The sequence below is a fragment of the Methanimicrococcus blatticola genome (assembly GCF_004363215.1).
Lineage (GTDB): Archaea > Halobacteriota > Methanosarcinia > Methanosarcinales > Methanosarcinaceae > Methanimicrococcus > Methanimicrococcus blatticola.
The window spans coordinates 41,029-66,698 of the sequence record NZ_SNYS01000008.1; the positions used below are offsets into that span (position 1 = coordinate 41,029).

The 25,670-nt window shown below is 41.0% G+C and carries 24 protein-coding genes and 2 tRNA genes; 12 read left to right on the forward strand and 14 right to left on the reverse strand.

The features are described from left to right. Positions 1–250: 250 nt before the first annotated feature. From C7391_RS04635 to C7391_RS04645, 3 genes are all read right to left on the reverse strand, one after another. Complete coding sequence (locus C7391_RS04635) at positions 251–1,420, reverse strand: COG1361 S-layer family protein (RefSeq protein ID WP_133517388.1); 1,170 nt, start codon at positions 1,418–1,420, stop codon at positions 251–253. A gap of 103 nt (positions 1,421–1,523) precedes the next feature. After that, entirely contained in the window at positions 1,524–2,933 is a 1,410-nt protein-coding gene (locus tag C7391_RS04640; RefSeq protein ID WP_133517389.1) for a COG1361 S-layer family protein, read from the reverse strand. Further along, complete coding sequence (locus C7391_RS04645) at positions 2,930–5,347, reverse strand: efflux RND transporter permease subunit (protein ID WP_133517390.1); 2,418 nt, start codon at positions 5,345–5,347, stop codon at positions 2,930–2,932. Before C7391_RS04645 ends, C7391_RS04640 begins: the two co-directional genes overlap by 4 nt. 1,101 nt (positions 5,348–6,448) lie before the next feature. Here C7391_RS04645 and C7391_RS04650 point away from each other — a divergent pair. Together C7391_RS04650 and C7391_RS08290 are read left to right on the forward strand one after the other, a co-directional pair. Continuing rightward, positions 6,449–7,339 carry a TrmB family transcriptional regulator gene (locus C7391_RS04650; protein WP_166627407.1) on the forward strand — a complete coding sequence of 297 codons (891 nt, stop codon included), beginning with the start codon at positions 6,449–6,451 and terminating at the stop codon, positions 7,337–7,339. 453 nt (positions 7,340–7,792) lie between these two features. Then, the gene (locus C7391_RS08290) at positions 7,793–7,930 is read left to right on the forward strand and encodes a hypothetical protein (protein WP_166627408.1); all 138 of its coding nucleotides are present in this window, start codon (positions 7,793–7,795) and stop codon (positions 7,928–7,930) included. Between the two features lie 325 nt (positions 7,931–8,255). On the opposite strand, the gene C7391_RS08295 is transcribed toward C7391_RS08290, so the two are convergent. Next, positions 8,256–8,429: a DUF5350 domain-containing protein gene (locus tag C7391_RS08295; protein WP_166627409.1), complete on the reverse strand. Its 174-nt coding sequence runs from the start codon at positions 8,427–8,429 to the stop codon at positions 8,256–8,258. A 290-nt stretch (positions 8,430–8,719) separates the two neighbouring features. On the opposite strand from C7391_RS08295, the gene C7391_RS04655 reads away from it, so the two are divergent. Beyond that, positions 8,720–9,415, forward strand: a complete 696-nt coding sequence (locus C7391_RS04655) for a YkgJ family cysteine cluster protein (protein ID WP_133517392.1) — start codon at positions 8,720–8,722, stop codon at positions 9,413–9,415. Positions 9,416–9,503: 88 nt separating this feature from the next. On the opposite strand, the gene C7391_RS04660 is transcribed toward C7391_RS04655, so the two are convergent. From C7391_RS04660 to argS, 3 genes are all read right to left on the reverse strand, one after another. Next, the gene (locus tag C7391_RS04660; protein ID WP_133517393.1) at positions 9,504–9,836 is read right to left on the reverse strand and encodes a ribonuclease P protein component 4; all 333 of its coding nucleotides are present in this window, start codon (positions 9,834–9,836) and stop codon (positions 9,504–9,506) included. A 9-nt stretch (positions 9,837–9,845) separates the two neighbouring features. Next, positions 9,846–10,883: a methionine synthase gene (locus C7391_RS04665; protein WP_133517394.1), complete on the reverse strand. Its 1,038-nt coding sequence runs from the start codon at positions 10,881–10,883 to the stop codon at positions 9,846–9,848. 70 nt (positions 10,884–10,953) lie between these two features. Next, on the reverse strand, positions 10,954–12,714 hold the full coding sequence (gene argS, locus C7391_RS04670) for an arginine--tRNA ligase (protein ID WP_133517395.1): 1,761 nt from the start codon (positions 12,712–12,714) through the stop codon (positions 10,954–10,956). A gap of 257 nt (positions 12,715–12,971) precedes the next feature. On the opposite strand from argS, the gene C7391_RS04675 reads away from it, so the two are divergent. Next, positions 12,972–14,066, forward strand: coding sequence for an AI-2E family transporter (locus C7391_RS04675; protein ID WP_133517396.1), 1,095 nt, complete (start codon positions 12,972–12,974; stop codon positions 14,064–14,066). 56 nt (positions 14,067–14,122) lie between these two features. On the opposite strand, the gene C7391_RS04680 is transcribed toward C7391_RS04675, so the two are convergent. Together C7391_RS04680 and pssA are read right to left on the reverse strand one after the other, a co-directional pair. Next, entirely contained in the window at positions 14,123–14,500 is a 378-nt protein-coding gene (locus tag C7391_RS04680) for a dihydroneopterin aldolase family protein (protein WP_133517397.1), read from the reverse strand. Between the two features lie 16 nt (positions 14,501–14,516). After that, complete coding sequence (pssA, locus tag C7391_RS04685; protein ID WP_133517398.1) at positions 14,517–15,221, reverse strand: CDP-diacylglycerol--serine O-phosphatidyltransferase; 705 nt, start codon at positions 15,219–15,221, stop codon at positions 14,517–14,519. 747 nt (positions 15,222–15,968) lie between these two features. Between pssA and C7391_RS04690 the strand changes: the two genes are divergently transcribed. The 5 genes from C7391_RS04690 (at position 15,969) to C7391_RS04710 (ending at position 18,945) form a co-directional block, all read left to right on the forward strand. Next, the gene (locus tag C7391_RS04690) at positions 15,969–16,736 is read left to right on the forward strand and encodes a hypothetical protein (RefSeq protein WP_133517399.1); all 768 of its coding nucleotides are present in this window, start codon (positions 15,969–15,971) and stop codon (positions 16,734–16,736) included. 174 nt (positions 16,737–16,910) lie between these two features. Further along, positions 16,911–17,708 carry a hypothetical protein gene (locus tag C7391_RS04695; protein WP_133517400.1) on the forward strand — a complete coding sequence of 266 codons (798 nt, stop codon included), beginning with the start codon at positions 16,911–16,913 and terminating at the stop codon, positions 17,706–17,708. A 217-nt stretch (positions 17,709–17,925) separates the two neighbouring features. Beyond that, a tRNA-Tyr gene (locus C7391_RS04700) sits at positions 17,926–18,035 on the forward strand. Positions 18,036–18,175: 140 nt separating this feature from the next. Next, positions 18,176–18,248 (forward strand) — tRNA-Asp (locus C7391_RS04705). A 268-nt stretch (positions 18,249–18,516) separates the two neighbouring features. Further along, positions 18,517–18,945: a hypothetical protein gene (locus C7391_RS04710; RefSeq protein ID WP_166627410.1), complete on the forward strand. Its 429-nt coding sequence runs from the start codon at positions 18,517–18,519 to the stop codon at positions 18,943–18,945. 12 nt (positions 18,946–18,957) lie between these two features. Here the strand turns inward: C7391_RS04710 and cofD are convergent, their stop codons facing one another. The 4 genes from cofD to cofH all read right to left on the reverse strand — a co-directional run bounded on the left by cofD (position 18,958) and on the right by cofH (position 22,632). Continuing rightward, positions 18,958–19,881, reverse strand: a complete 924-nt coding sequence (gene cofD / locus C7391_RS04715) for a 2-phospho-L-lactate transferase (RefSeq protein ID WP_133517402.1) — start codon at positions 19,879–19,881, stop codon at positions 18,958–18,960. A gap of 126 nt (positions 19,882–20,007) precedes the next feature. Beyond that, entirely contained in the window at positions 20,008–20,286 is a 279-nt protein-coding gene (locus tag C7391_RS04720; RefSeq protein ID WP_133517403.1) for a hypothetical protein, read from the reverse strand. Between the two features lie 100 nt (positions 20,287–20,386). Further along, positions 20,387–21,310 carry an AEC family transporter gene (locus C7391_RS04725; RefSeq protein WP_133517404.1) on the reverse strand — a complete coding sequence of 308 codons (924 nt, stop codon included), beginning with the start codon at positions 21,308–21,310 and terminating at the stop codon, positions 20,387–20,389. A gap of 212 nt (positions 21,311–21,522) precedes the next feature. Beyond that, complete coding sequence (gene cofH / locus C7391_RS04730; protein WP_133517405.1) at positions 21,523–22,632, reverse strand: 5-amino-6-(D-ribitylamino)uracil--L-tyrosine 4-hydroxyphenyl transferase CofH; 1,110 nt, start codon at positions 22,630–22,632, stop codon at positions 21,523–21,525. A 363-nt stretch (positions 22,633–22,995) separates the two neighbouring features. On the opposite strand from cofH, the gene C7391_RS04735 reads away from it, so the two are divergent. The 3 genes from C7391_RS04735 to C7391_RS04745 all read left to right on the forward strand — a co-directional run bounded on the left by C7391_RS04735 (position 22,996) and on the right by C7391_RS04745 (position 25,046). Then, positions 22,996–24,240 carry an HD domain-containing protein gene (locus tag C7391_RS04735; RefSeq protein WP_133517406.1) on the forward strand — a complete coding sequence of 415 codons (1,245 nt, stop codon included), beginning with the start codon at positions 22,996–22,998 and terminating at the stop codon, positions 24,238–24,240. 100 nt (positions 24,241–24,340) lie between these two features. Next, the gene (locus tag C7391_RS04740; protein ID WP_133517407.1) at positions 24,341–24,565 is read left to right on the forward strand and encodes a hypothetical protein; all 225 of its coding nucleotides are present in this window, start codon (positions 24,341–24,343) and stop codon (positions 24,563–24,565) included. A gap of 151 nt (positions 24,566–24,716) precedes the next feature. After that, positions 24,717–25,046, forward strand: coding sequence for a hypothetical protein (locus C7391_RS04745; RefSeq protein WP_133517408.1), 330 nt, complete (start codon positions 24,717–24,719; stop codon positions 25,044–25,046). Between the two features lie 54 nt (positions 25,047–25,100). Here the strand turns inward: C7391_RS04745 and C7391_RS04750 are convergent, their stop codons facing one another. Then, complete coding sequence (locus C7391_RS04750; protein WP_133517409.1) at positions 25,101–25,433, reverse strand: thioredoxin family protein; 333 nt, start codon at positions 25,431–25,433, stop codon at positions 25,101–25,103. Between the last annotated feature and the right edge of the window lie 237 nt (positions 25,434–25,670).

Genomic DNA, 25,670 nt, shown 5'->3' on the forward strand with positions numbered 1-25,670 from the left:
ACCCGAACGCCTTTTAAAATCAATAAAAAGATAATTTTTAGAATTTTAACGGCGTTCGCTTTTTTAATTTAATTTGAAAAAACGTTGTTTGTTGAATTAATCAAACTTAAAAACAAAAGAAGTAAAAAATCAAAATAATGAAACTGAAAATGAGAAATAAAAAATCGAAAAAAGAAAAATAAAAACCGAAAAGAAAAGAGATTGAAAAGCGAAATCCGCTTTTCATTCTTTATTCATTTCTTCGTTTACGTTATTTCTTTCCGCCTGAAAGTTTTTCCCGAAGGTCATCAAACGGTTTCTTGTCGATGCCTTGCTTCTTGTATTTGCGTGCTGTCAAAACATAGTAAATGGCAACGCCGAGCACAATCAAAATCAAGATGCCGATGATTGCCGTTACCGGTGTCAAAATCGGGTCTTTTCCAACCTGAACTTCAACTTTTAACGCATCTGTTACTGTCTGGTGACCGTAATTGTCCTCATACAGAATTTCACTGTTAATTGCGTAAAGCTTGTCATAAATGACAGAATCTGCATCAACACTGATTTTGAAAGCGGCGACAACTTCTTCTCCGGGCGCGACTGTGCCGAGGTAAGATTGGTCGTCAGTCGTACTGAACGGTGTTGCTGTGCTCAAACGAACGAATGCGTTTTTAGCGGTTTCTTCACCATTGTTTTGATATGTCACATAAAGCATCCCATCATTCTTTGATGAGAGATTTTGTTCCACATTCACAATTTCGAACTTCGTTGCTTCTTTCACTTTAATCGTGACAGGGATTTTCTGAGATACGTTTTCGTTGTACCAGTAAGAAGCGTTTAAGTTGCGGATTCCTGTAAACATGCCGCTGTTATTGACTGCATCCGCTTCATAAATCACATTTCTTAAATGTTTGTAAGTCACGTTCAAAGTCAATTCATATTCGCCGGCAGGCACATCTTTTTGGATGTCAACATAGTAGTTAATCGGCATCGTGGTTGCGCCCTGTGTCATGCTTCCTGCTTCTTGGGGGCCGGTTTTAACCGTAATTCCCGAGATGTCAGACTCCAAAACTGCGGAAACGCCGACGGCGGTTAAGATTGTATTAATGTTTTGAACTTCCATGTTCTGAAGAGTTGCATTTAAACTTTCTTGGACTTTATCGTTTGATTTTTTCACTTCATTTTCTGTTTTGAATCCTTCAATAACGCCGTGATTTGAAAGCGTCACCGGAACTGTTGCCGTTTGGCCGCGTGAGTATTCGCCGGTGCCCTGGACGCTGGCGTGAATGTCCGGACCGCCGTAGAATGAGTAGTAGTTACTGCTTAAGCTGCCGTAATATGTTTGATTTGCTGCTGCACCCAAAGCCATCGGCGCAACCGCGCTGAAAGCTAAAATTGCCAAAACGGCAAAGGTCATGTATTTTTTAATATTTGTTGACATAAATATCACAAGTTTTCCAATCATTTTTGAGAGATAATTTAGAGATTTTAGAGATAATTAAATTTTAGAGATAATTTAATTTTAAAGGTAATTTAAAATCACCTTAATCTTCCGATTCCGTTGAGTCTGTTTCCGAGTCGATTAAACCTGTTTCTGATTCATCCTCTTTCCCGTTCTTTTTCTTATTTTTCTTGGTGTAATCATAAACCAATGACGCGGCGACGAGAATTAAAACGCCGACTAAAGCGTTCTTAAACGTGAAAATCGTAAACGGATTCACCATCTTTATATCCAGTTTTACGCTGGGCGCAATTTGGAGTTTATCGTCTTCATCATAGTATCGAATGTCCGTGTTCACGCCGTACGCCTTTTCAATGGCGGTCGCGTGTGCAGAAATCGGGTATTCAATAACAACAGATTCTCCCGGCGCAACATCTCCCAATAATGCTTTGTTTCTCGCGGAACTGAGAGGATGCATCAAACTGAGTTTTGCTTCTGCGTCGTAAGCCGTTTCGTCTCCGATGTTTGTGTATGTGACGGAAACAGTTCTTGTTTTTCCGGCTGAAAGAGTTCCGTTAATTTCGGATGTTTCAAACACGGCACCGCTTTTTACATAAATCGGAATCTGCAAAACAACTTTACGCGGCTCATATTCCTGAACATAAGAGTCGGAATACATGAATGTCGTAAAGCCGCCGTTTTCAGAAACGCCTGAACGGATCATTTTTGCGTTTGACGGATATTGGTAATCAATCGTCATGTTCACAACATATTCGCCGGCCGGTGTATCCGGACTGATGCGAATCGGAACTTTTGCAACATTATATGAACCGCTGGGGATGGCTTGAATGTACGTGTAATCTCCGCCCGTTTCAACTTCAATATACGGGCTGTCGCAAACAAATTTTACATTCAGATAGTTCGCAGTCGTACGTCCCGCTTCAATCTGCATTTCTGCGGTTGCCAACGCATTTTGAGTCGTCATGTTGCTGTATTCTTGTGAATATGTCAGATAATCTTCCAATTTTATGACTGCAACGTCTTCCGTTTCTGCAAATACGTTGCCCGGGTCAGAGTCATTCAAGCTCAAATATTTTTTCATGACTTCCGATGACAAATTCGCAGGGACGATATATTCTTTGTAAACTAATTTCTCCAGCTCTCCTTTGTTCGCAATTGAAATTTGAACCGTTGCCGATTCGCCTTTGCCGAATTCATTGTTTCCGCGAAGGGATGCGGTGAGGTTGGGTTCGCCGTAGCCTGTGTAGTAGTCAAGCGTATCCGATGTCATCACCGGTGAGAAACTGTCAGCGACGGCGGGGCTGCAAAGGGAGAGTAAGACAAGCACCGCGGCAATCAAACAGCCGTATTTGAAAGACTGTTTTTTGCTTTGGCCGAGTTGATTTTCTTTCTGTGTATTCATAATGCCGTAGCCTCTTAATTGATCTTTATTTGCCGGATGATTTTGAATTTCATTTTGAATCCCGTCTTGAATTCCATTTTTTATGCTCATTCAATCATCTCCGTTTTTTTATTTGGTTTTATCATTGCGAACAATGAATTTTTCATGTCTCCGACCGTTTGTCGAAGACCTTTTTCTTTGAAATTGTCAAACGTCAGCATCAGCGGCGGGAACACGACGAATGAGGCCAAAAGCGTCATAAGCATGTTAATCACAGTCACCAAGCCGAAACTGGAAATGATGCCAAAAGCTGATGCGGTTAATGCCAGGAACCCGAAAATTGTCGTCGTTCCCGAAACAACAAGAGCGATACCGGTGTTTGTCACCGCGGTTCTCATGGCTTCCGTTGAATCGAGACCGTGTCCCTTTTCTTCATAATAACGCTCCATCAGCAGAATCGAATATTCCGATCCCGCGCCCAATATCATACAACCCATAACCGCTGTCATCGGCGTATATACGATATTGAAAGCATACATGACAAGGCCTGACCAACCGATCACCAAACCGATTGTCAGCACCGGGCCGAGTGCCTTGTAAACGTCTCTGTAAATAATTAAGAGCGCGACGAACACGAGGACGATACCAAGAAGTGTTTGCTGGACACGTCCGGACAAAAGCGACTCCAACAATTCGGTGTACGGAACCGTTGCGCCCGTAATTGTTGCTGTTGTTCCAGGCGGCATCTGATACCATGTCAAATCTTCCTGAACGATTGCGACAAGCGTTTTGACGCCGTCCATCGGCAGATCATTAATGGCTGAGCCGACATCTAAATTCAGAAGAAGCATGGAATTGCCGTACGAATACTGCTCCATCGTACTTTCCGGGAGCTGGTCATAAATCGCGCGAACCTCTTCACGCGTGTCCGGAATTGTTCCGCCGTTGTATTCTTTGACAATAGATGCCAAACTGTCGGCACCGTAAACATAATCTTGATTCGCCGTTTGATACGTGCCGAAATCATCTATCCATTTCAAAATGTATGGCGATGATATGTCCGAGGTTTCAATCATAATATTGATTGACCCGTCTCCGCCCATCACAGTGCTCATGTGATAGAAATCGACAAGTGCCGGCATGTATGTTTTAAAATCAGTTTCTGCCGGAATCGTTGAATCGGCATAAATGCCTAACGCGCCGGTCACAATTGCAACCATAAAGATTGTGTTTTTGTGACGGAGTGTAAAGTTGATGACTTTGTTCAAAGTATTTGTAATAATATTACTTTCATTTTCCGGCTCTGCTGCTGTTTTGTCAGCATCCTCAATTTCACAGTTTTTATGTCTGTCCAACGCCGGAAATATTCTGCTGAGAATTGTTTTTTGTCCCTTCTGTTCTTCTTTTCTATGAATTCTTTCTGAAAGTTTATCCATGAAATAAAGAGAAATTGTCCCAAAGAACAAAGCGGCGAGATAACAGGCCGCACAGCCGATAATCAGCAATTTTCCGAAATCCTGAATCATCGGAATCGACGATGTCAAAAGTGAAACGAAACTGATACATGTCACGAACAAGGCTGTTGCAACAGCAGGTCCTGTGTATTTGAATGTGGAAATGACAGCTTCACGCCGGGTTGCGCATCTTCTGAGTTCTTCTTCCATACGGTTGTGGAACTGAATCGCGTAGTCAATACCGAGGCCGATTAAAATCGGGAACGCGGCAATTGAGACCATCGTCATGTTAATCTGCGCGACTCCCATGAATCCGAAGGTGTAAATCAGACCGATAATAACGACAACGAGCGGGTAGAGTCTCCAGCGGACGCCTTTAAAGACAAGTCCCAATGCGACGACCATTAAAAGGACTGCAAGCAAAAGAAGCACGACCATACTGCCTGACATCTCGACATTCATGTCAGCACTCAAAGCTACGTCTCCCGTGACGATTAAATTGTAGCCGGGAGGAAATGAGGAAAAGTTAACCGCATCTTTGGTCGCATTTAATATGTCGTTTTTCTGTTCTTCTGAAAGGTCGCTGCTGTAGCCGACTAAAACCAGACAGTGAGTGTTGTCATAAATAAGACCTTCATATACACCGGGGTTCAAATCAATAAGCGAATGTACTTCTTCAATTGACGAGGGTATTTCGGAACGCCCTGTAACTTGTTCGTTGGTTGCTTTAATTATTGTTGCTGAACTGACAACAGAGTCGACACCGGATACGTTTACCATCATGGATTCAAACCGATCCGTTGCTTTTAAAACGGCCGGGTCATAGACGTTTGCGCCTTCAACCATAATAACAACGTTTTCCGAGCTGAACATACTGTTGTATTTGTCCAGATCTTGATACATTTTTGAGTCTTTTTCAATATATGTATCCATTCCTGAATACATTGTAATGGAAGACGCTCCGTAAAAAGCAATTAAAATTAAAACAATAAAGCCGACGAAAACAAGCCAGCGGTTTGAATCCGCAAATTTTCCCATTTTTTCAAAAAGGCTTGATAAAGATAAAGACATAAAAATCCTCGACTTAATTCTATATTATAAATCTAATTTTTCTGAAACTTTGAAAACTTAATTTCTGAAACTTTGAAAACTTAATTTTTGAAAACTTAATTTTTCTAAAACTTCGAAAATTTAATTTTCCTGAAACGGCGGCAAGACTCATAACAAAAGCTGCCGCAAGAGTGTTAATAAATAATAATGGTTTGCAATACCGTTGAAAAGCTCCCACAGTTAAATAAGTTCCGTATTGTTAAAAACTGAATTTAATTTCCTTTAAGTCGTTTTTGGGGGTGATTCATCATTTTTTGGTTTTATTGATTTTGGTTTGTTTTTGGGGTTGTTGGTTTATTTTTAATTGGGGTTTGTTTTTGGTTGGTTGTTTTTGATTGTTTTTGGGTGGTTTGAGTTTAGGGTTTTGGTTTTTTGGGTTATAGAATTCGTTTGATGAATCCTGTTTTAAAGGAAATTAAATTCGTTCCGTTTTTCGAATATAGATATGTATTCTGTCTGAAGGCGATAACATGAACCGGATTTGCGGGTTTGCCGCATTTCTTCGATTTAATCTGTTGTTACCTTCTGCGTAACAGAATATCAGCATTCGTACAATAAGTGTTCTTGTATATATATGTTTTGTAAGTTGTTGTTACTTTTGTAGTAACAATTTTGTAACGAGATTTTCTAAATCTGTCTCTTCTTATCAAATCAGTTGCAAATTTTAATTGTAAATGTCTCCGTTTTACGGGACAATCTCAAAATATAACAGAATATAACAGAATATTTTACAAAATATCAAATGCAGCCGACCACTAACTTGAATATATGGAGGGTCAAATATTGCAGTTTCACGGGTTGGTTGACTGCAATATTTGACTGTCATTGGTTAGGGATACTATGGTTACAATTTCTTTCCTGTTCTCGTTTTTATCTGTTATTCAAAAAGTTGTCACGTTTGTGGTAACAATTTGCAAAATCTCAAATATAGGAAAGTATATAAACATTGTTGTCACATTTGGAGTAACAAATTTATGACGTATCTACTCTCTTATTTATCACAAAAACAATAACGGAAACAAAAACAGTCATTGCTTTTCAATATACAGGATGGAACTAAAAATGATATTAAGCGGAACGTTAATTTCTAATCTCAAAAAACTCGGCCTTTCGGAAAATGAAGCGAAAGCGTATGTTTGCCTTGTTATCAAAAAACAATCCAGCGCGCGTGAAGTTCATGAATTTACGGACATTCCCCGGGCAAAAGTCTACGAAGTTTTAGACGGTCTCGTTGAAAAAAGATTTGCGCAAATCTTAAAGGGAACACCGATTCACTATACGGCAACCGATCCCGATGAACTGATGCGGATGCTTAAAGAAACATTCGAATCCATTTCGGCAGAAATCATTCAGGATTTTGAAGAAATGGAGATTAACATCGTCGATGAAGCGGATCATGAGTCTGAGTCGACAAGAATTCAATATTTGAGAAGCGAATGGACCATCCGTAAAAAAATCAGTGAGCTTCTTGATGAAACAAATAAAAATCTGATTATTTTTTCACGTTCTCCTGAAATCTTAAAAAGAATTGAAAGCGAGCTTGTTTCAATCAAAAAAAGAGTGAACGTAATCATTTTGGTCGACAGCAAGGATGGGTATGAAGATATTTCTTTGCCGGTGACGATTTATCCCGAGAACGTCCGGCCGCTCTTAAAAGAATTGGAAGACAGCCATCTTTCCGTTCAAAAATGTTTTATTATATCGGATGTTAAAAAGGCGATTGCTATCGGAGAGATTAACTCCAAGCTGGAAGCCCATTACATTGTTCAACCCGTCATTGATTATCTCTATAAAACAATCTATTACTTCGTTTCCAATGCGGATACAATTGTCCTCCCGCCCGAATTTCATGAACCCGAAGCATCTGCCGCAAAAAAGACTTCCGGCAGAAAATCTTGTTCAAAAAAGGTGCCGTCAATAACAATTACAGGCCCGTTGTGCCGAAAAAAATAATCCAAAAGATTTGTTTTAAAATGAATTTAAATCCGATTCATTTCTAAAATGGATTGAATTGACTTTTTCATTTTAATTTTTTAATTTTTTAAAATTCGATTTCATTTTCTCGGTAGAACGATACATCGTTTTCTCATTCTCATTTTTAAATCCGAACGCCCGATAAAACCCAAAATAAAAATGTCGGTTTTTATTTTAAGGGTTAAACGGCGTTCGATTTTTCTCTAATTTTCAGAAAAACGGATGTATCGCTTTTTGTAAAAATTTATGAGAGTAGGCGTATCATTCTTAAAAAATAAAAACCCGAAACAACCACCCGCTAATTTTCGTTTTCGAATGAAATGAGAAAACGGAAATTTGCGGATTCGTACCCCGTCGATACAGCAAAATTGAAAAAACGTTTTTCAAATAAAATACATTTCGCCTGTGTTTGCGTTAATGTGTGCGTTTGCGGTGTCGCGGTCAATTGAATTTCTGTGTACACCGCCTGCGTTGCTGCGTGCATCTGCTCTTTCTTATCACATCCGTTCGCTTGCGCGAACGTGCTGCCGCTACCTACCGTTCAAGTTACCGCTGCTACCTGCCGTTTAAGTTACCGCTGCTATCTGCCGTTTAAGTTACCGCTGCTATCTGCTGTTTAAGTTACCGTTGCTATCTGCTGTTTAAGTTACCGCTGCTATCTGCTGTTTAAGTTACTGCTGCTACCTGCCGTTTAAGTTACCGCTGCTACCTGCCGTTTAAGTTACGCTGCTGCTGTCGACTGCCGCCGCAACGCCGCGCGCAAGCCGCAGCATTTTTAAAAATATCGAAAAACAGGGCGTGGTTTAAAAAACAATAAAAAAGAGAATCGAAAATTATGAACGAACATTTCTGTTCGTTCTTTTTTTATTTAATAAAAAATTAAACTTTAAAAAGATTATTTGGAGAGTGCCTTGGGGGATCTCTTTAAATATCTTCTTTTGTGTCCGGAAGAAGTGAATCTCTGTGCCGGTCCCGGGTGTGCTTTTGCGCTCAATCCGTTTTCGACTTTCTTTGCGTTTCCTTTTCTTCCTTTAACTTTGACCCAAATGATGCTTCCTGTCTTGCCCATAATCAGTCCTCCTTATTTTTATTTTATTCCGTTTAATTAATTTATGAATTTGAAATGTTATAATTGTTAAAAAACAATATCGGATTCATGGTGTACACGATATTATTTTATGATGTTTTCGGATTGCCGCCGAGTAATCCTGATTTTACAATAAGTGTAAAATGATAAAGATTTGAAAAGTAATCGTCATCTTTAAGGTTTGACTATAACACAGTTTTACAAATATAAATCTTACGTCTTCCTCCCCAAGCAAACAGCAGGTTTAAAATGTTAAAAGCATTTTTCCGTTAATGAAAAAAGCGGACTCCGATTTAGCGTATTTTATGGATGAGGAAAAGGCGCTTGCCGATTATTCTCAATCCCGGTTCTTGGACGTCATTCAAGATGTCGGGTTTGAGTGCGATTTGTGCGGCAAATGCTGTACGCGCGCGTTTAACGATCATGTTTATCTGCTTAAAGAAGACGCTTCCCGCATTTTTGAAATCAATTCCGATGCTGTTATCCCGTCGCCTTATTTTGATTTCTGTGACCAAGGCGGCCGTTTTTATGTTTCAGGCTACAGTTTGAAAACGCAAAACGATGACGTCGGCAGCTGTGTTTTTTTGGAAAACAACCGCTGCCGGATTTACGACAACCGACCTCTGATTTGCCGCGTTTATCCTTATATGATTCACCGCGAAACAGACGATTCGGGTTTATATGATTGGCGCGAAATCAGCGGCCTCAATGAACACGGATTATACGGCGCGGAAATCAATGAAAACGAGGCCGCGGAAATTTTTGAAATGACAAAAAAGTACGAATCTGGGTATATCTCACAGGAAATCGAATTCTTACGCGCCGTCTCCACTCATTTTGAACAAAAAAAATTAAAACACATCCCGAAAATTTATGACAAACGCATACGGGATTTTGAAAAAGGCGAAGAAGTCCCCGTTTTTGTTTATTATGACGGCGCTTTTCATGAACATAAAGCACAAAAATAAAAACAGTAAATAAAACCGACGTTTCCTCCGGTGTATTGTAAAAAACGCTGCTGCTCGCGCGTGGCACCAGCTCTTCGGAAGCCGGTTTTTATTCGTTTTCCGGTCTTTCATAATACGGATACCGGCTTAACCGACCGCATTCAAAACAAGTCGTTTGAACCATACTGTCGTTCAGCCGAACGCGACAATTATTTCCGGGAACAAGGTAACTGTAACAGTGTTTACAGATTCTTCTTTTTTGATCGCGCGTCAAACGAACACGGTAACGCATGCCGATTGCGCGTGCCAGTTCGACGTAGCGTTTTGTTCTTTCAGGATGCGTTTTAAAATTCTGTTCCGCCAGCTCAAAAAGAATAACAATCCGCTCTTCAGCGATTTTTTTGGATAAATCTTTATTTTTCTTGCGGCGGTTTTGAGCCATTGTTTTGCCTCATTTATGATTTTTATTAAACGCGGCAATCGCAATTCCCGTATTTTTTAAAAGCGCAGCAGCAAGTTCCTGTGACGGCCAGGATCCGAGACCGCAGTCCGGGCCGGCGTATTTGATTCTGTCACCGAAAACAGTGTACAGTTTTTCCAATCTTTTTTCAGCCGTTTCAGGTGTTTCCATGACGGTCACAATTTCCTGCATGATTTCAGGCTTATCCCAAACGTTGCCGCCGTATTTCTCATTCAACGTTCCGACCATGCTGAAAATGTCCGTTCGCGTAATACCTGCGCGGACATAAGTGTCGTAGTCGGAAAGCACGGTTTTGTCAATCATATCCGCGTAAGAAGGCGTTGCGGCAGATTCCATGCCGATGACATTAATTGATTCGGCTTGACAGGCCAATTCATAATAAAGCGGCGAATGAATATGAATTTCAACGTCCGCTCCGTTTTTTGCAGCGTCTCTTCCTGCGGTGGTGAGCGCGGCAACAATGTCGTCTGCCGGAAGCGAGAGGTCGGGGTTGATTCCAATGCTCGGCTCGTCAATTGAAACTGTCGCGATTTTGCAATTTTTCATCCGATTCATCGCGTTTCTGACAAAAAGGTTGACGTCTTCTGCGAAAATTTGATAAATATCAGTGTACGAAGCGCCGCCGAATTCTTTGAGATAAAGTTCGGTCGGACCGGTGACACACATTCGAACAAGCGGCTTTTCGCCGGTTTGTTCTCTGACTTTTTGACAATATAAATCCAAAGCCTCCATTTCGACCATTTCGGCGCATTCTTCTTTCAGGCTGAAAGGGCCGTTTGTGCAATTTTCATCACGCATCGGGCGCAAAAATTGCTCGGTCATGTCTCTGACTTGGGAATAATTCGGTATTGTTACGCCCGCATTCATTTTGAGTTCAAAAATTTGGTCTAAAACCGGAAACAGCAGTTTGTCATTGTTCCGATTGAAAGCCGCTTCGCTCAACTCTGTTTTAGAAGCATTTGGCGGAAGCGGAAAACTGCCGATATCGTCAAAAAGAATTTCAGTCATCTTTCAATCAATTGGGAATGAACAAATAAATTGTTTTCTGCAAAAAAAGAAAAAGAAAAGAGCGGAATCCTTACATGGATTCCGGCGCGTCGATGCCGAGGCACGAAAGTGCGTTTGCAATCGCCGTTTTTCCGGCGTAAACCAAAGCAAGTCTCGCTTTTTTCAACTCAATGTCTTCGACATTCAAAACCGGCACATATCTGTAGAACTGGCTGAAACTGTCCGCCAATTCTCTGGCATAAATCGCGAAGGTGTGCGGTTTTAAGCTGGCTGCGCTTTCTTCAATGAGTTGTTCGAAGCGTGCGATTTTCTTAATGAGCGCGGCTTCTTGCGGTTCGATGAGGCGTGTGTAATTCGCAAATCCTGGGCCGATGCCGTCTGATCCGATTGTTCCGTCTTCAACCGCTTTTGTCAAAATGTTGGATGCGCGGGCGTGTGCGTATTGAATAAACGGCGCGCCCTGTTTTTCAAAGTCAAGCGCTGTTTTCCAATCAAAAACCGTTGATTTGTCGGAAGACACTTTGATAATATCGTAACGGGTGGAGCCGATTCCGACCATTCGGGCGACTTTCTTTTTGAATTCCTCCGATTCTTCGGGGCGACGTTTGTCGATTTCTTCATACGCTTTGTCAATCATTTGTTTCAGCAAATCATCGGCTGTGATGAAAACACCGCGGCGCGTGCTCATGGAACCTTCAGGCAGAGACACGAATTCAAAAATCACGACTTCAGGCGTTTTGTCACCGAGCAACTGAAGCGCTGCGCGAAGCTGACCTGAAATGAGTTTGTGGTCGGCGCCGAACACGTCAATCATGCGGTCGCATTGGGGTGCTTTCCATTCGTGGTAAGCTAAGTCTCTTGTCGTGTAAAGCGACGTTCCGTTGGAGCGGCGGATTACAAGTGTCTTTTCAAAACCGTATTCTGAAAGATCGACAACAAGCGCGCCGTCGGAGTCTTTGGTTTTGCCGGTCGCGTCCAATCTGTCAATGACATCCCAAACCGCGCCGCTTTCAATAAATTGAGATTCGCGGACGAATTTGTCGTGTTTGACATTCATCAAAAGAAGGGTTTCAGATATGCCGGCAACAGCCATGTCAACAGCGCCGGTAAAGCTCTCAATCGTTTCTTTGTCGCCGTTTTCAACTTTTTTCATAAGCGCTTCGATATGCTCATTGATGGTTTCATCTTTAGCAATATCTTCGTTCGCTTTGACATAAACGTCAACAATTGCGTAATCCGGTTTCTTTTCCATATCGAGCGGATATTTAGACGCGGCCCATGAAACGACAGCGATTTGGCGGCCGATGTCATTGACATAATATTGAACTTCAACATCGTAACCGGCTTTCTTTAAAATTCTGGAAAGCGTGTCGCCGAGAATCGCATTTCGAATGTGCCCGACATGAAGCGGACCGTTCGGATTGGCAGACGTGTGTTCCAGCAATATTTTTCCCGTATTTTTGCCGCTGCCGTAATTTTCCTTTTCGGAAACGACATTTTCAACCGTTGTTGTCAAATATTTGTCGGAAACAAAAATGTTGATGTACGGGCCTTGTGTTGTTATTTTTCCGACCAAATCGGCATTTTTTAATTCGTCTGCGGAAATTGCGTCAACAATTTCTTTTGCGGTTGCGGCAGGATTTCCGCTTTTCTGCGCCATTAACTGAAATGCCAGCCGTGTCGCTAAATCTGCGTGCTCGGAAACTTCAAAAGACATCTCTTCCTCTTTGATGTCATAGCCTGCTGAAACTGCGGCTGCGATGAGCACTTTTTGAACCTGGTTTTTAAATTCGATAAACAAAAAAATCACCCGACCCTGAATTTGAGTCATTGAATCATCTGAAAACTATTCCGTTTCGATGATTTGAAATTATTGAATAATTGTAAATTGTAAATGGATATTTGAATCGGGTATCAGAATTTAAATATTTCTCTATTTCTGATTGGTTATTTCCGTTTCAAGCGTTCAACTCATGAGCAATGTTTAAAAAATGAGTTCATATATGATTAGTTATAGCAGTGTTTAAAGAATGTGTTCATATATGATTAGTTAATTATAGATGAATAATATTTTTTGCAGGGAATGACATGGCGAATACAAAAACAACAACTTCAAGCCTCTATCAGGTACCTTTGCCGCTGACCACAAATAAACGCGTTTGGCTTTCTATGATTCTCGTTTTTGCCGCGCTTTGTGCCGTCATTATGACATTGTTCTATTTTTCTGAACTTTTCATTGTCATTCTTTTCGGGTTATGTTTCATCGCTTTATTAAACAAAGCTGTTAATCTTTTCAACAAATATACCGGCAAATACACGCGTAAACAACGGCAGGTCATGGCAATTGCGATTGTCATGTTGGCTGTTGTCGTCTGCGGTTCCGTTTTTTTAACCCAAATTAATAATTTATCTGATTTATTTTCAGATCTTTCCGGTTTACAGGCAATGATTTTGCAGGGCACTGATATTTTTATTGAAATGCTTTCCGTTTTGCCGGATGCCGTGACGAATTGGGTTCAAAATATGATTGACAGCATCGTCAATACGATTTTTTCTTACACCGGGATTCTTCTCTCTCAGGCTTTCTTCTATATTTTAGCCATCGTTCTGCTTTATCCGATTATGTTTAAAATGTATTTCAAAGACGGGTCCCGAATTAAATCCATTATTAACAACGCCGTTCCGAAGAGATTCGAAACTGAATTTAAATACACGGCAAACGCAATTCTCACACAATCCAATAACTTTTTCGTTGCCAAAATCATTGAAAGCATCGGAATTGCGCTCATCTGTTGTGTCGGTTTCTATTTAATCGGTCTTCCTGGCTGGCTTTTCCTCGGCATTTTGGCCGGTCTTTTAAACAATGTGCCTTATATCGGTCCGATTTTCGCAACCATTCCGCCCATCATTGTCGGTCTTGTTATCGGTTGGAAAATCGCGCTTCTGGCAATCGTTGTTTGTCTCATCGCGCAAATCGTTGACAACATTTATCTTGTCCCGTTCATGATTTCAAGCAAGGTCAGCGTAAATCCGTTTACAACGGTTTTGCTGATTTTGACATTCTCTCAGCTTTACGGCGCACTCGGCATGATTCTCAGCATCCCGATTTATATCATCTGTAAAATCATACTGGTTGAATCATATAAGCTTCTCATCCGTATTTTCCCGGAAACTCAAGTTTAAAAAAAGTTTTTAAAAGATTTCTAAATTCATTAGAATTTTTAAAAAATTTGAAAATATTATTCAATATTTTCTTCAATTTTATCAATCCGCATCAGCGGATAGTTTAATTCTTCATCGAATTTCATTGAAACAAATACGCGTGTTGTATTTACACGAATCGCCGCTTTAACGGTCAGCATAAATCCTTTTAATTCTGTGTAACGAAATGTCTCATTCAATTCTGCCGTTACTTTTTCTTTGTCAATTTCAACATGAACGGATTCGACAAAAGGCTGCGCTGAAATACTTTCCTGAATCGCTTTTTCCATTGAAGTAATTCCGTCAGGTGAGAGCGGGCTTCCGACAAACTGATGATAAAGCGCGCCGAGTTTGATGCCGGCTTCAAAAAGGGCGTTATCCCGATCCGTTATTTCCTGCGGATTCTTTTCTGTCATTTCATCACCGCTTCGGTTAAAGCTCAACGCTTTTCTTTTTCCCGATTAAACCGATTATCGGGGACACCAAGTACATCAGCATCAATATGCTGAGGATGAGCGGGAATATGAGGACATACGGTGTTTCAACAAAAACGGATGCGATTGTTCCGAGGAATAACACAATCAATAAGACGAATGTTCTCTTTTTCATGACCTTTGAATAAGGAATGGTACTGATCATTAATAATGAGAGAACGAACATGAAAATGACTAACATTTCCATCGTGTATGCATTTGTTAAACCTGTTTTTTCCACATTGAAATTTAATATGATTGCAAGCGCGATTGCAACAGCAGCACCGGTTATCGGAATTCCGGAATATTCCGGTTTCTCGGGCGGGAATGCATTGTAGCGCGCCAATCTGAGAATGCCGCAAGCCACGTAAACAAAAACGAAAACAGTTGAAATGATGCTTTCACTCATGCAGTAAATGATGACTGCCGGCGCAACGCCGAATGAAACGGCGTCAATAAGTGAATCAATGTGGGGGCCGAGCGGACCGCTTGATGTTTTGCGGGCGACATAGCCGTCCATCCCGTCAGCCGCCGCCGCCACTAAAAGGCAGGCTGCAGCCGCTCCATAAGCACCGCTGAATGCGAGAAATATGGCCATCATTCCAAAGAGAAGATTGACCATTGAGACAAAATCGGGTGCTTTGAGAAGATGTAACACCTTCATAGATTGCTCTGTATTCTTTATATATTCTTCGGCAGTCAGGCTGGCTATTTCCGTTTTTGAACCGGGTTTACAAAAAAGGCGTATGTGTCGGAAACTTTTGTTTTGACTGATATATTCTGTTTTTGAAAAGATGCCGCTTGAATTCTTTTTAAATTCGGTATTTGTAACTTCGAACCAAATCGTATTTAAAGTAACGGTTATAAAGAATTAAGTATACTTATCATTTACTTGAATGTTTTAGAACTATTATTATATTTCAAAACATTCAACAAAAAAACGAAAAAAGAAACAAAAACGGAAAAACGAGTTTTGTTTTTCATCCCATATCCCTAAATCCCTAATAAAAACGAACTCGAAAAACAATAAAATGGTCGGTTTCGCCCTTTCACAAAAACGAATCCAAAAACGAATTCAGGGTGAAGCCGACATCTATCCGATCTATAATGTATCAATCAAAACACGTCAAAATAAAAGATCTGAAAATAAAAATCCATTTATGAAAGCCCAAAACGAAAGCTTAAACATGTAAGCCCATAATGAAAATCTGAGCAAAGTCATTAACCGGTTTCAATTTACCAATCAAATCTAACGACCAAATCTAACGACCAAATCTAACGACCAAATCTAACAACCAAATCTAACAATCAAATTTACAAATCAAATTTACCAAAATAAATCTATCAATTTTATTTATCAATCCAATAAAATCCATCAAAATTTATCAAAAACAAAAACAGAGATGAAAACATGAAAAAATCTATTCTTTTAGCACTTTCCGTCTTTGCCGTCGCGGTTCTGGCTGTCAGCTTCAGCGGCTGCTTGGCATCCGGAGACGACAAAACCGTTATTATTGACAATCCCGCGACGATTCAATCCGTTACTTATTACACTTTCCCCGTCAATGGGGATGATGTGATTGCTGACATTCTTGTTCAAATTCAGGGAACACACAGCCAGAGCGTTGACAAAGAAAACATTACCGTGACAATCATCGGCGACAAAATTTATGTCAATGTTCCTGTCACCAATTCAAGCCCGGTAAACACCAAAGACTTCGGTTACGAAAAAGTTGAAGTTGTTCTCGGAACAAAAGATCAGTTTAAGGATGGCGACTACACGGTTATCATTAACTGCGGCACTGAAAAGGAATACACTTCTGACTTGAAATTTGAAGGCGGAGAACTTTATTCCTACGGTCCCGGCTCTGTCGGCGACGTCGCAGTCGGCACAGACGGCAACAACATCACAGTTGATGTCAATGTTGTTCTCGGCGGCAGCGCAGAAACCGTTGACAAAGAAAACATCACATCTTCCGGCAAATTTGAAGACGGCGTGTATGAAATTTACATCCCGACTCAGGTAAAAGACGGCGTGACAACTTTGAATTTGATCTACGCTCAGGAATCTTTTGTCATCGGTCAGCTTGATCAGTTGGAAGACGGAACTTATACCGTTTCTGTTAACGGCGTTGAAGTGACTTTCACAATCAGTGGCGGTCAGCTTGTGACTGAGTAAAATCTTTAAAAAACTGAAAATACTGAAAATCTCAATGAAATCTTAGCCTTCCGATTTATTGTCGGAAGGCTTTTTTTATTAATTTTCATGGTGTGGCATCGCTCTATTTATTTCAATAACTATTTATATATTTCACACATCTAATATTTATTTAAATATGGATGTGTGATTATAATGAATAAATCTATCTTATTTCGTGTGATCTTTTTAACGGCTGTCATTTCAATGATTTTTGCGGCAGGGTGCATTAATAAAACTTTACCGCTACCGGATGCCAACGGCATTGATTATGATTCAGATGATTTGTCTAATCTTGCTCAATATAATCTTGCAGATGTCAATTCTGTTGTTCTTTATACCGAAGGTAATGTTCTCAACGCAATTCCTTCGATTACTTTTCATAAAAAGAACCATGTCGCTGATATTCAAAATATATCTGTGACAATTGTCGAGTCTGATGTTAAAGTTTTGATTCCTGTTCTGGAAATGAAAAAAGGCACCGAATCTATGCCCGCCGAAGATTTTTCTGTGGTCATCGGTACAAAATCACAATTTGAAGAGGGAAAAGATTACAGAATAATTATCAACGGCGAAGATGATAAAGATGAAATTCCGGTGTTCAAATTCTTGAACGGCATTTTGGTTCAGTACAAACCGGCGGTCATTGAAAACTTACGAATCAAAGAGGTCAGCGGCTCGATTGTTGTCGTATCTACGCTCACTTCAAACGAATCCGGAACAGCAGTGGTTGATCAAGCTAATATCACTTCCGTTTTCCATAAAGACGAGAAAGCTTTTGATTTATATGTCCCGCTTCAGATTACGGAAGAGGAATCATCTGAAACATTCCGTGAGACAGAAGAAATCATAATTGCGGAAACGAAGGACCTGAAAGACGGGAAATATGAGATTCATATGAATGGAAATGTTTATTCTTTCAAGATCCGGAACAATCAGCTGGTTGATTCTTAATATCTCCATTTCTTTTTTATTCGGCAGAATTTCAAACCGAAAATTTGTGAAAACTACGATTACAGCTTGTTTTCGACCACTCTTAACGAAAGGAATAAATAAGAAGAATCCTATGTGAAGGATACGTTTTCGGCAGCATTTGGTTTTTCTCAAGTGCGGCGGAATCTGAAATTGAGTGAAAGGCATCAAAACAAAATCCTTTGGAATTTGTCTGAAGCCCACCTTAACTCAGTGGTAGAGTGCGCGGCTGTAGTATGATCTTTTCACAGTCTTTGTGAAATTCGCGCAGGCACCGCGATGCCCCCGGTTCGAGTCTGGGAGGTGGGACTTGTTTCAGGCGGAAATCGGTTTATCCCTTTTCCGTTTGAATACGATTTAAAACTCGAAATACATGTAAAACGGGTAACCTTTTTATATGAAAATAACATTTTAGGGGCGCAGGTGCGAACCTGAAATAAAATCAGCATGTCCAGATAGTGTAGGGGACTATCATGGGGCCCTGTCGAGGCCCCGACCCGGGTCCGAATCCCGGTCTGGACGCTACTTACGAACCGAAAAATGAGAAAGCCTTCCGATTTTAGAATCGGAAGGCTTTTTTTATGGACTTTTTTCTGTTATTTTCCGGTTTTGTTTACTTTCATCATTCAAAAATAATTTATCAGAATAGCTTTGATGTTACTTTATGAAACCTAAACTGTTTTTATTTTTAGCGGTATTTTTTGTTTTTCTTACGCTCGGATGTCTTGAAGAAAATATGTCCGACAACGCCTCAGTTGGTAACTCCGTTCTTCTAAGTTCATCGGAACAAATGATACAAGACCAGTTAAATCAAAGAATTGAAAACACGAATTCAACAAACCCCGAGTATTTCAAAAAGTTTGAAACCGATCCTGCAACAATTGCAATTTTCAATGAAGTTCCTTTATTGGGAGGAAGAGCCGCTTATTCTTGGGGAGAGTCTCTTTACTCAATTGCAAAAACAATACAAAACGATGATAATTTTACAAATTATTTGGAAGAACATGGAGGACCGCTTACGGGATATGCGGTATCAACAGATTATATGTTAATTTATGTTGCTCCTGAAAAAAGAAATGAATTAACATCTGAAGATATTAAAATAATTATGGAAATAATAAATCAGGCCGCAGCGGATCACGGGGTTGAAAATGTTCCTGTTGTTTTCCATGCTTCGAGAATTGAAATATCAGGACTTGATTACACGCTTGATTCTTAATAATTTTAATTTTTATCCTTTATTAAATAATTCCAAAACTTTTTCTGCCAATCCCTTTCGTTTCCCCTCATCCGTCATCATTGTATCCAAAGCAACCGCTTGAATTCCCATCGCTTCGATTTCAGCAGGATTAATAACTTCGTCGCGAATGTCATAAACAAAAATATCAACGAAATCCCGATATAATTCAACGACGCCTTTTGATGAAACTTCCAATCCTTTCGCTGCCATTAATTTTCCGGCGGGCCCGCTGACGGGCGCATTTCCGATAATCGGACTGATCGCAATCACTTTTTTGGTTTTCAAAATCTCTTTCATTTCGGGAAGTGCTAAAATCGGGCCGATGCTTGTCATCGGATTGCTCGGGCCGATGATAACACAATCCTCTTTTTCCAAAATTTCCTTGACGGCCGGGGATAATTTTGCTTTTTCAATCCCTTCATATTCAAAAGAAAGAATTTCAGGCTCGCCTTTTTTACTGACCCAAAATTCCTGAAAATGTATTTTTCCGGCCGGCGTTTCAATCACGCTGGTGGCGGTTTCATCAGACATCGGCAGAACGGTTGCTTTGATTCCAAATTGTTTTGCAATTTCTACGGTTGCTTCTGTCAGCGATAATCCGTTTTTAAGCAATCGTGTGCGAACCAGATTAACGGCGCGGTCGCGGTCGCCGAGCATCAAAATTTCATTGTGACCGAGTTCTTTCATTTGATTAAATGTATTGTAAGTGTCGCCGACAATGCTCCACCATTTGGTTTTATCCAATATGCCGGCAAAAAGGTAAAGGACGGTGTCAACATCCGGTGAAATAAAAACTTCCGACGACCAAATGTCTTCGCCCGTGTTGACAATCACGGTTATTTCTTCATCGGGAATCAATTGTCTGAGGCCGTCAATCAGTTTCGGTGAGCCGGTTCCGCCGGAGAGAATAATCATAAAAAACGAATCCTTTCTGTCATTTTTATTTTCGGACAAGGTGCTGATTCATTAAATAATGATTCTATTTGAGGTTGAATCTGATTGATTTAATTGATTCAAAACCGGGTCTTGTTTTTCAAATCTTTAGGAATACAGGTGCTGCTCGCGCGCGACGACGGCGGCGACAGCAGCAGCGCGAAGTGGCGGCAGCAACGCAGACAGTAGGTGGGCAGCAGCTTCCGTTCGCGCAAGCGAACGGGTGTGATGAAAATGAGCAGGTGAACGCAGCAACACAGACCAATGCGGCAATGCAGGGCAGAAGTCGACAAAACAGGTAGAAACACAGGCAGAGAAACGGATAGAAGTGACAGGGGCGACATCAGTGTTTCCGCTTGCATCTGCCTCTTCTTTGAGCAGCCGCAAATTCCAAATTTCGCTCTTCGCTTTGCTCAGATCGAAATCCGGAATTAGCGGTCGTATTTGTGGTTTATCGAGTTTAAATGTCGGTTAGACTTGAACAAAATCAAATCAATCCCGATTCCAAAATCATGTGAAGCAGCGGAATCGAGCCGAGCGAAACAACCGTTGACAAGAAGATGGATGCTGAAATCAATTTCGTATCAAACCCGTACATTTCAGCAAAGATTGCAGGCGTCATCGCAGGCGGCATGCTTGATTCCATGACGGCGACTTTTTTGTCCAATTCGGCGAATGAAAAGAGCGGTGAGGCTAAAACGCCCATGGCCGGCGCAATGATTAACTGAATGGCGGTCACGCCGATTGCCGGAATCATGGCGATTTTCAAATATTTGCCGGAGAGCGAAACGCCGAGTGAAATCATAATCAGAGGAACAACGACTCCTGCGAGCAAATCCAAAACGGTCGGAATGAAGGTCGGCAACATATCCATATTCACGCCAAGCAGAATTAAGACCAATGAAGCCGCCCATGCAATTGAAGGCGGAAATTTCAGAATTTGTTTGAAAACATTTACTTTTTGACCGCTGACTTTCGCGCCCAAATAAGAGGCGAGCGCGACAACAACAACCAAAGTGGCGACATCACAAAATATGGCGCGCGTAAATCCTTCCGTTCCGTAAAAGCCGGTGATAATCGGAAATCCCATGAAAGCAGTGTTGCCGCAGGCGCAGACAAGAATGAATGCCGCAAGCGATTTCGGCTGAAGTTTGAGCAGTTTTTTGCCGACCAAATACGCCAGCGCGGCGCAAAGCAATGAAATTACCAATATGAAAATTGTCAATTTGAAAAATGAAGCCAATTCGTTTGCTTTCACGTTTGTCAGCATCGAATTAAAAACGAGTGCCGGCATGCCGACATAAATGACAATGTTATTCAGCGTCACTTTGTCTTTTTCCGCCAAAAAACCGAGATATTTTAAAACCCAACCGAGAAGAATTAAAAAGATAATTACAAAAATAATTTCCATACAATCATCGCTTTTTCATATCAGCCGTCTAATTCAAAAAGAATTAAAGAAAGCCCAATTTATAATTCAAAGTTATAATAAGTTATAATAATTCATAATCCAAAGTTATAATTCATTATACGCTTCTAATTTACAAACTGCCTTTCTTAAACCTTTTTGTTCCTTATCATTCGTTTTAAATTGTTTTTAAATTGTTTTAATTTTAAATTGTTTTAAATTTGAACGGACGGTTTGACAGGGGCTTCATCCACGTGATTGTAAGTTGTTGTTCGAAGCTGCGGCTTTCTGTCGAGCTGCTCAATGCATTCTTCGATTTTCTGCTGCGTCATGTTGGTACCGTATTTAGATCCGGCCGCCTTTGAAATGGTGTCTTCCATCAGCGTGCCGCCAAAGTCGTTTGCACCCGATCTGAGACCGACTTGGCAGAATTTCGCGCCGAGCTTCACCCAAGAAACTTGAATGTTGGGGAGGAGCTCTTTAAAGAGCAGACGCGGAACCGCATACATTCTCAAATCATCCAATCCCGACGCGCCGGATTTGACGATTCCTTTTCTGTAGAGCGGTGTGTTTTCATGCAAATACGTCAGCGGAATAAATTCCGTAAAACCGCCTGTTTCTTCCTGAATGCGTTTTAAGCGGAAAAGATGGTCAACACGGTCTTCATTGTTCTCAATATGGCCGTACATGATGGTTGATGTCGTTTTGATGCCCGCTTTGTGAATGGTTTTAATCGTTTTTTCCCATTCGTCAACGGATAATTTTCCGGGACACAAATTCTTGCGAACATCATCCACTAAAATTTCAGCCGCCGTTCCCGGAATTGTGTCGAGTCCCGCTTCTTTGAGAAGCTGCACGGCATCTTTTAAATCCAGGCCGGCATTCTCGGCCGCGGCATAAATTTCCATCGGCGAAAATCCGTGAATTGAAATTCCGCCGTGAGGGTCGGTTTCTTCGTGAATGCTTTTGACCATTTCGACTTGTAAATAAGTGTCAATTTCCTTGCGGATGCCGCCTTGAACGCAAACTTCCATTGCGCCGGCTTGCCTGGCAGCGAGCGCTTTTTTGCCGACCTGCTCGGGTGTCATAAAATAAGCGTTTTCATCATTCGGCTTCGCTTTAAATGCGCAAAAACCGCAGTTGAGCATGCAGACATTTGTAAAATTAAGGTTGGCGTTGATGATGTACGTCACAACATCGCCGCAGATTTCTTTGCGCAGCTCATCAGCTGCTTTGAGCGTGTCAAAGAACAAATCATCATTCTCGAACAATTCCAAACATTCAGCTTTGGATATGTCTCTGTTTTTCAGTTCAAATACATCCATTAATGACACCAAATTCGCTCTTTTGTTTTCAGCTATTTAAACCTAATCAACGGCGGTGAAAATTTTATGCAGGTTTTTCGGGTTTTTGACATCAATCTATGTAAAAATGTAGAATTCCTCTCAAAGAATGACAAATCTTCTTCTCAAAGGATGATAAATTTCAAAAAATCTAAGAAGATTTATAAATACGGTTTTTGATTTTATTATATTCATTTATTATCCGGTTATATTGTTGAACGAACTCCGTGATATATTCCGGCCAATTCCACTTAAATTAAATCCGGTTGCTGCTTTGCACCGCCCGGAACTAAAGTCCGTTCGCTGCTTTGCACCGCCCGGAACCCCAAAATATTGTTGATAATCATGGATCGAAACGTGATTTTAGATCCGATTCACGGATATATTGAATTTGACCGGCTGAAAAGTTCACTTTTTGACACGCCTCAAATGCAGCGTCTCAGACGCATCAAGCAGCTCGGCTTTTCAAATCTTGTTTATCCGGGCGCCAACCATACGCGTTTTGAACACAGCATGGGTGCCATGCATCTCGCTTCTCTTTTCTTAAAAATTCAGCGCGAAAATGAGGCTTCCATTTCAGCCGTTTCCGATTACGATGGTTTGGATGAAATCGTTGTGGCCGCGCTTCTTCATGACATCGGCCACGGTCCGTTTTCGCACGCCACTGAAAAGCTGATTGAATTATACACACGCAAAAGCCACGATGATGTTCGTCACATCTTATCGGACACAGAAGTCGGTGATGTGCTCAATGATTTCGGTTTTAAACCTTCCAGAATCGCGCAGCATATCAAAGGCGAAACACCTGTCAGTCAAATTCTCAGCAGTGAAATCGATGTCGACAAGATGGATTATTTAGCCCGCGACATGCATTATACAGGTGTCGCTTCCGGTAGCATTGATTACATGCGTTTGCTGAATCATTTGGAATATTTTGAAAGCAAACTCGTTTTGAATGCCGGTGCCATTCGTGCAGCAGAAGGGCTTCTCGTCTCACGATATTGGATGAACGTTTCCGTTTATTATCACCACGTTTCAAGAATTTCGGAAACCATGTGTTCTCGCGCTTGCGCTTATCTTCTTGAAAACAATATCGTTCGCCCCCAGGAATTTGCGCGAATGGATGATACAAGCTTGATGGCTGTTCTGAGAACAGACGAAGGCTTCGCCGGTGAAATCGCAAACCGTTTAGACAACCGCAATTTGTACAAGCGCGCGCTTTATACAGGCTTAAGTTCGGTGGATGCCGGCGTTTTCAAATACCGCGACTCTGTCAGCCGAATCGAAACAGAAATTGCCGAGGCCGCTCACGTTGACCCTGAATATGTTATTATCGACATTCCGTCAAAACCGGCAATGGCCGAAATGAAAGCATCGGTCTTTGATGACGGCATGAAAAAACTGACAGATGCTTCCGTCTTTGTTAAAGACCTTGAACATGCTCAAATCAACAACTGGAAAATGGGTGTTTTCACGCCGAAAGAATATTTAGAATCTGTTTCAAAAGCGGCAAATAACTTTTTTAATGTTGATTCAAAACCGAAGATCAAACAGTTTACGTTGACTGATCTTCTGGAAAATGAGGACTGATTTTTAAATCAGACGGGGTGTCGAAGACACCCCTCAAAACGCAAATCTGATTCAGTTGCACTTTGAAAAATTGCGAGCGCAGTGAGCAATTTTTGCGGACATGAAAGCATCGGTCTTTGATGACGGTATGAAAAAATTGACAGATGCTTCCGTCTTTGTTAAAGACCTTGAACATGCTCAAATCAACAACTGGAAAATGGGTGTTTTCACGCCGAAAGAATATTTAGAATCTGTTTCAAAAGCGGCAAATAACTTTTTTAATGTTGATTCAAAACCGAAGATTAAACAGTTTACATTAACTGATCTTTTAGAAAATGAGGACTGATCTCCTTATTTTTTCAATTTAATTAATCCCGAAACAACCGCCCGCTAATTTTCGTTTTCGAATGAAATGAGAAAACGGAAATTTGCGGATTCGTACCCATTCTATACAGCAATAAATGAGACTTTTTTGATTTTTTTGTTTTTGTGTGTTTATGTTGCTGCGTTTTTGTGTTGCTGCGTTTTTGTGTTGCTGCGTTTTTGTGTTGCTGCGTGCATCTGCTCTTTTTTATGGCAGCCGTTCGCTTGCGCGAACGTGGCACTGCTACCTTACTGTTTGCGTTGCCGCTGCTACCTTGTCGTTTGCGTTGCCGCTGTTACCTTGTCGTTTGCGTTGCCGGTGCTACCTTGCCGTTTACGTTGCCGGTGCTACCTTGCCGTTTACGTTGCCGCTGCTACCTTACCGTTTACGTTGCTGCTACCTTGCCTGTTGCATCGGCATCGCTGCCGTCGCGCGAGCCGCTCCGCTTTTCGATAAAATATGAAAATACACCCCGTTTTTTACAAAAAAGAAAAACGAAAAAAGAAATGCCGGAGAATTACAATTCTCCGCTTGCCAAATCCTTTGCAATCGCTTCCAATTGCTCGGGCTTCATGACTTCATTATCTTCATTGAGCAAATTGCCGTCTTTGAAGAATTTAAAGCCGGGAGCGGCGACAATGCCGTATCTTTTTGTAATGTCCAAATAATCCATCGCGTTGATGCGGACAAATGAAACTTTGTCACCGTATTTTTGGTCCAAATCGGCAAAAACCGGCTTCATTTTTTCGCAGTGCGGACAGGTTTCCATATAAAACATGGTCATGACAGGTTTTTCTTTGTTTGAGATTAAGTCATCCCAAGTTGCTGCGGTTGCTTCTGTAATCGTCACAGATTATTCCTCCTGATAATAACATTTTTTCACAACGATATATAGCTTTGTAAGTGAAATAAAAATAAGTGAAATAAAAATCAGCGAAGATATGACGTGTCATACTGAACAGAGATTTATCATTCAATTATCATCAAATTTCATTTCTGCAATCATGTTTATATAAGAAGTGCGGATTTACACATACAATCATTACATACCCGCACGGATCGAGATTTACCGGGGCGGAAGAAGTAA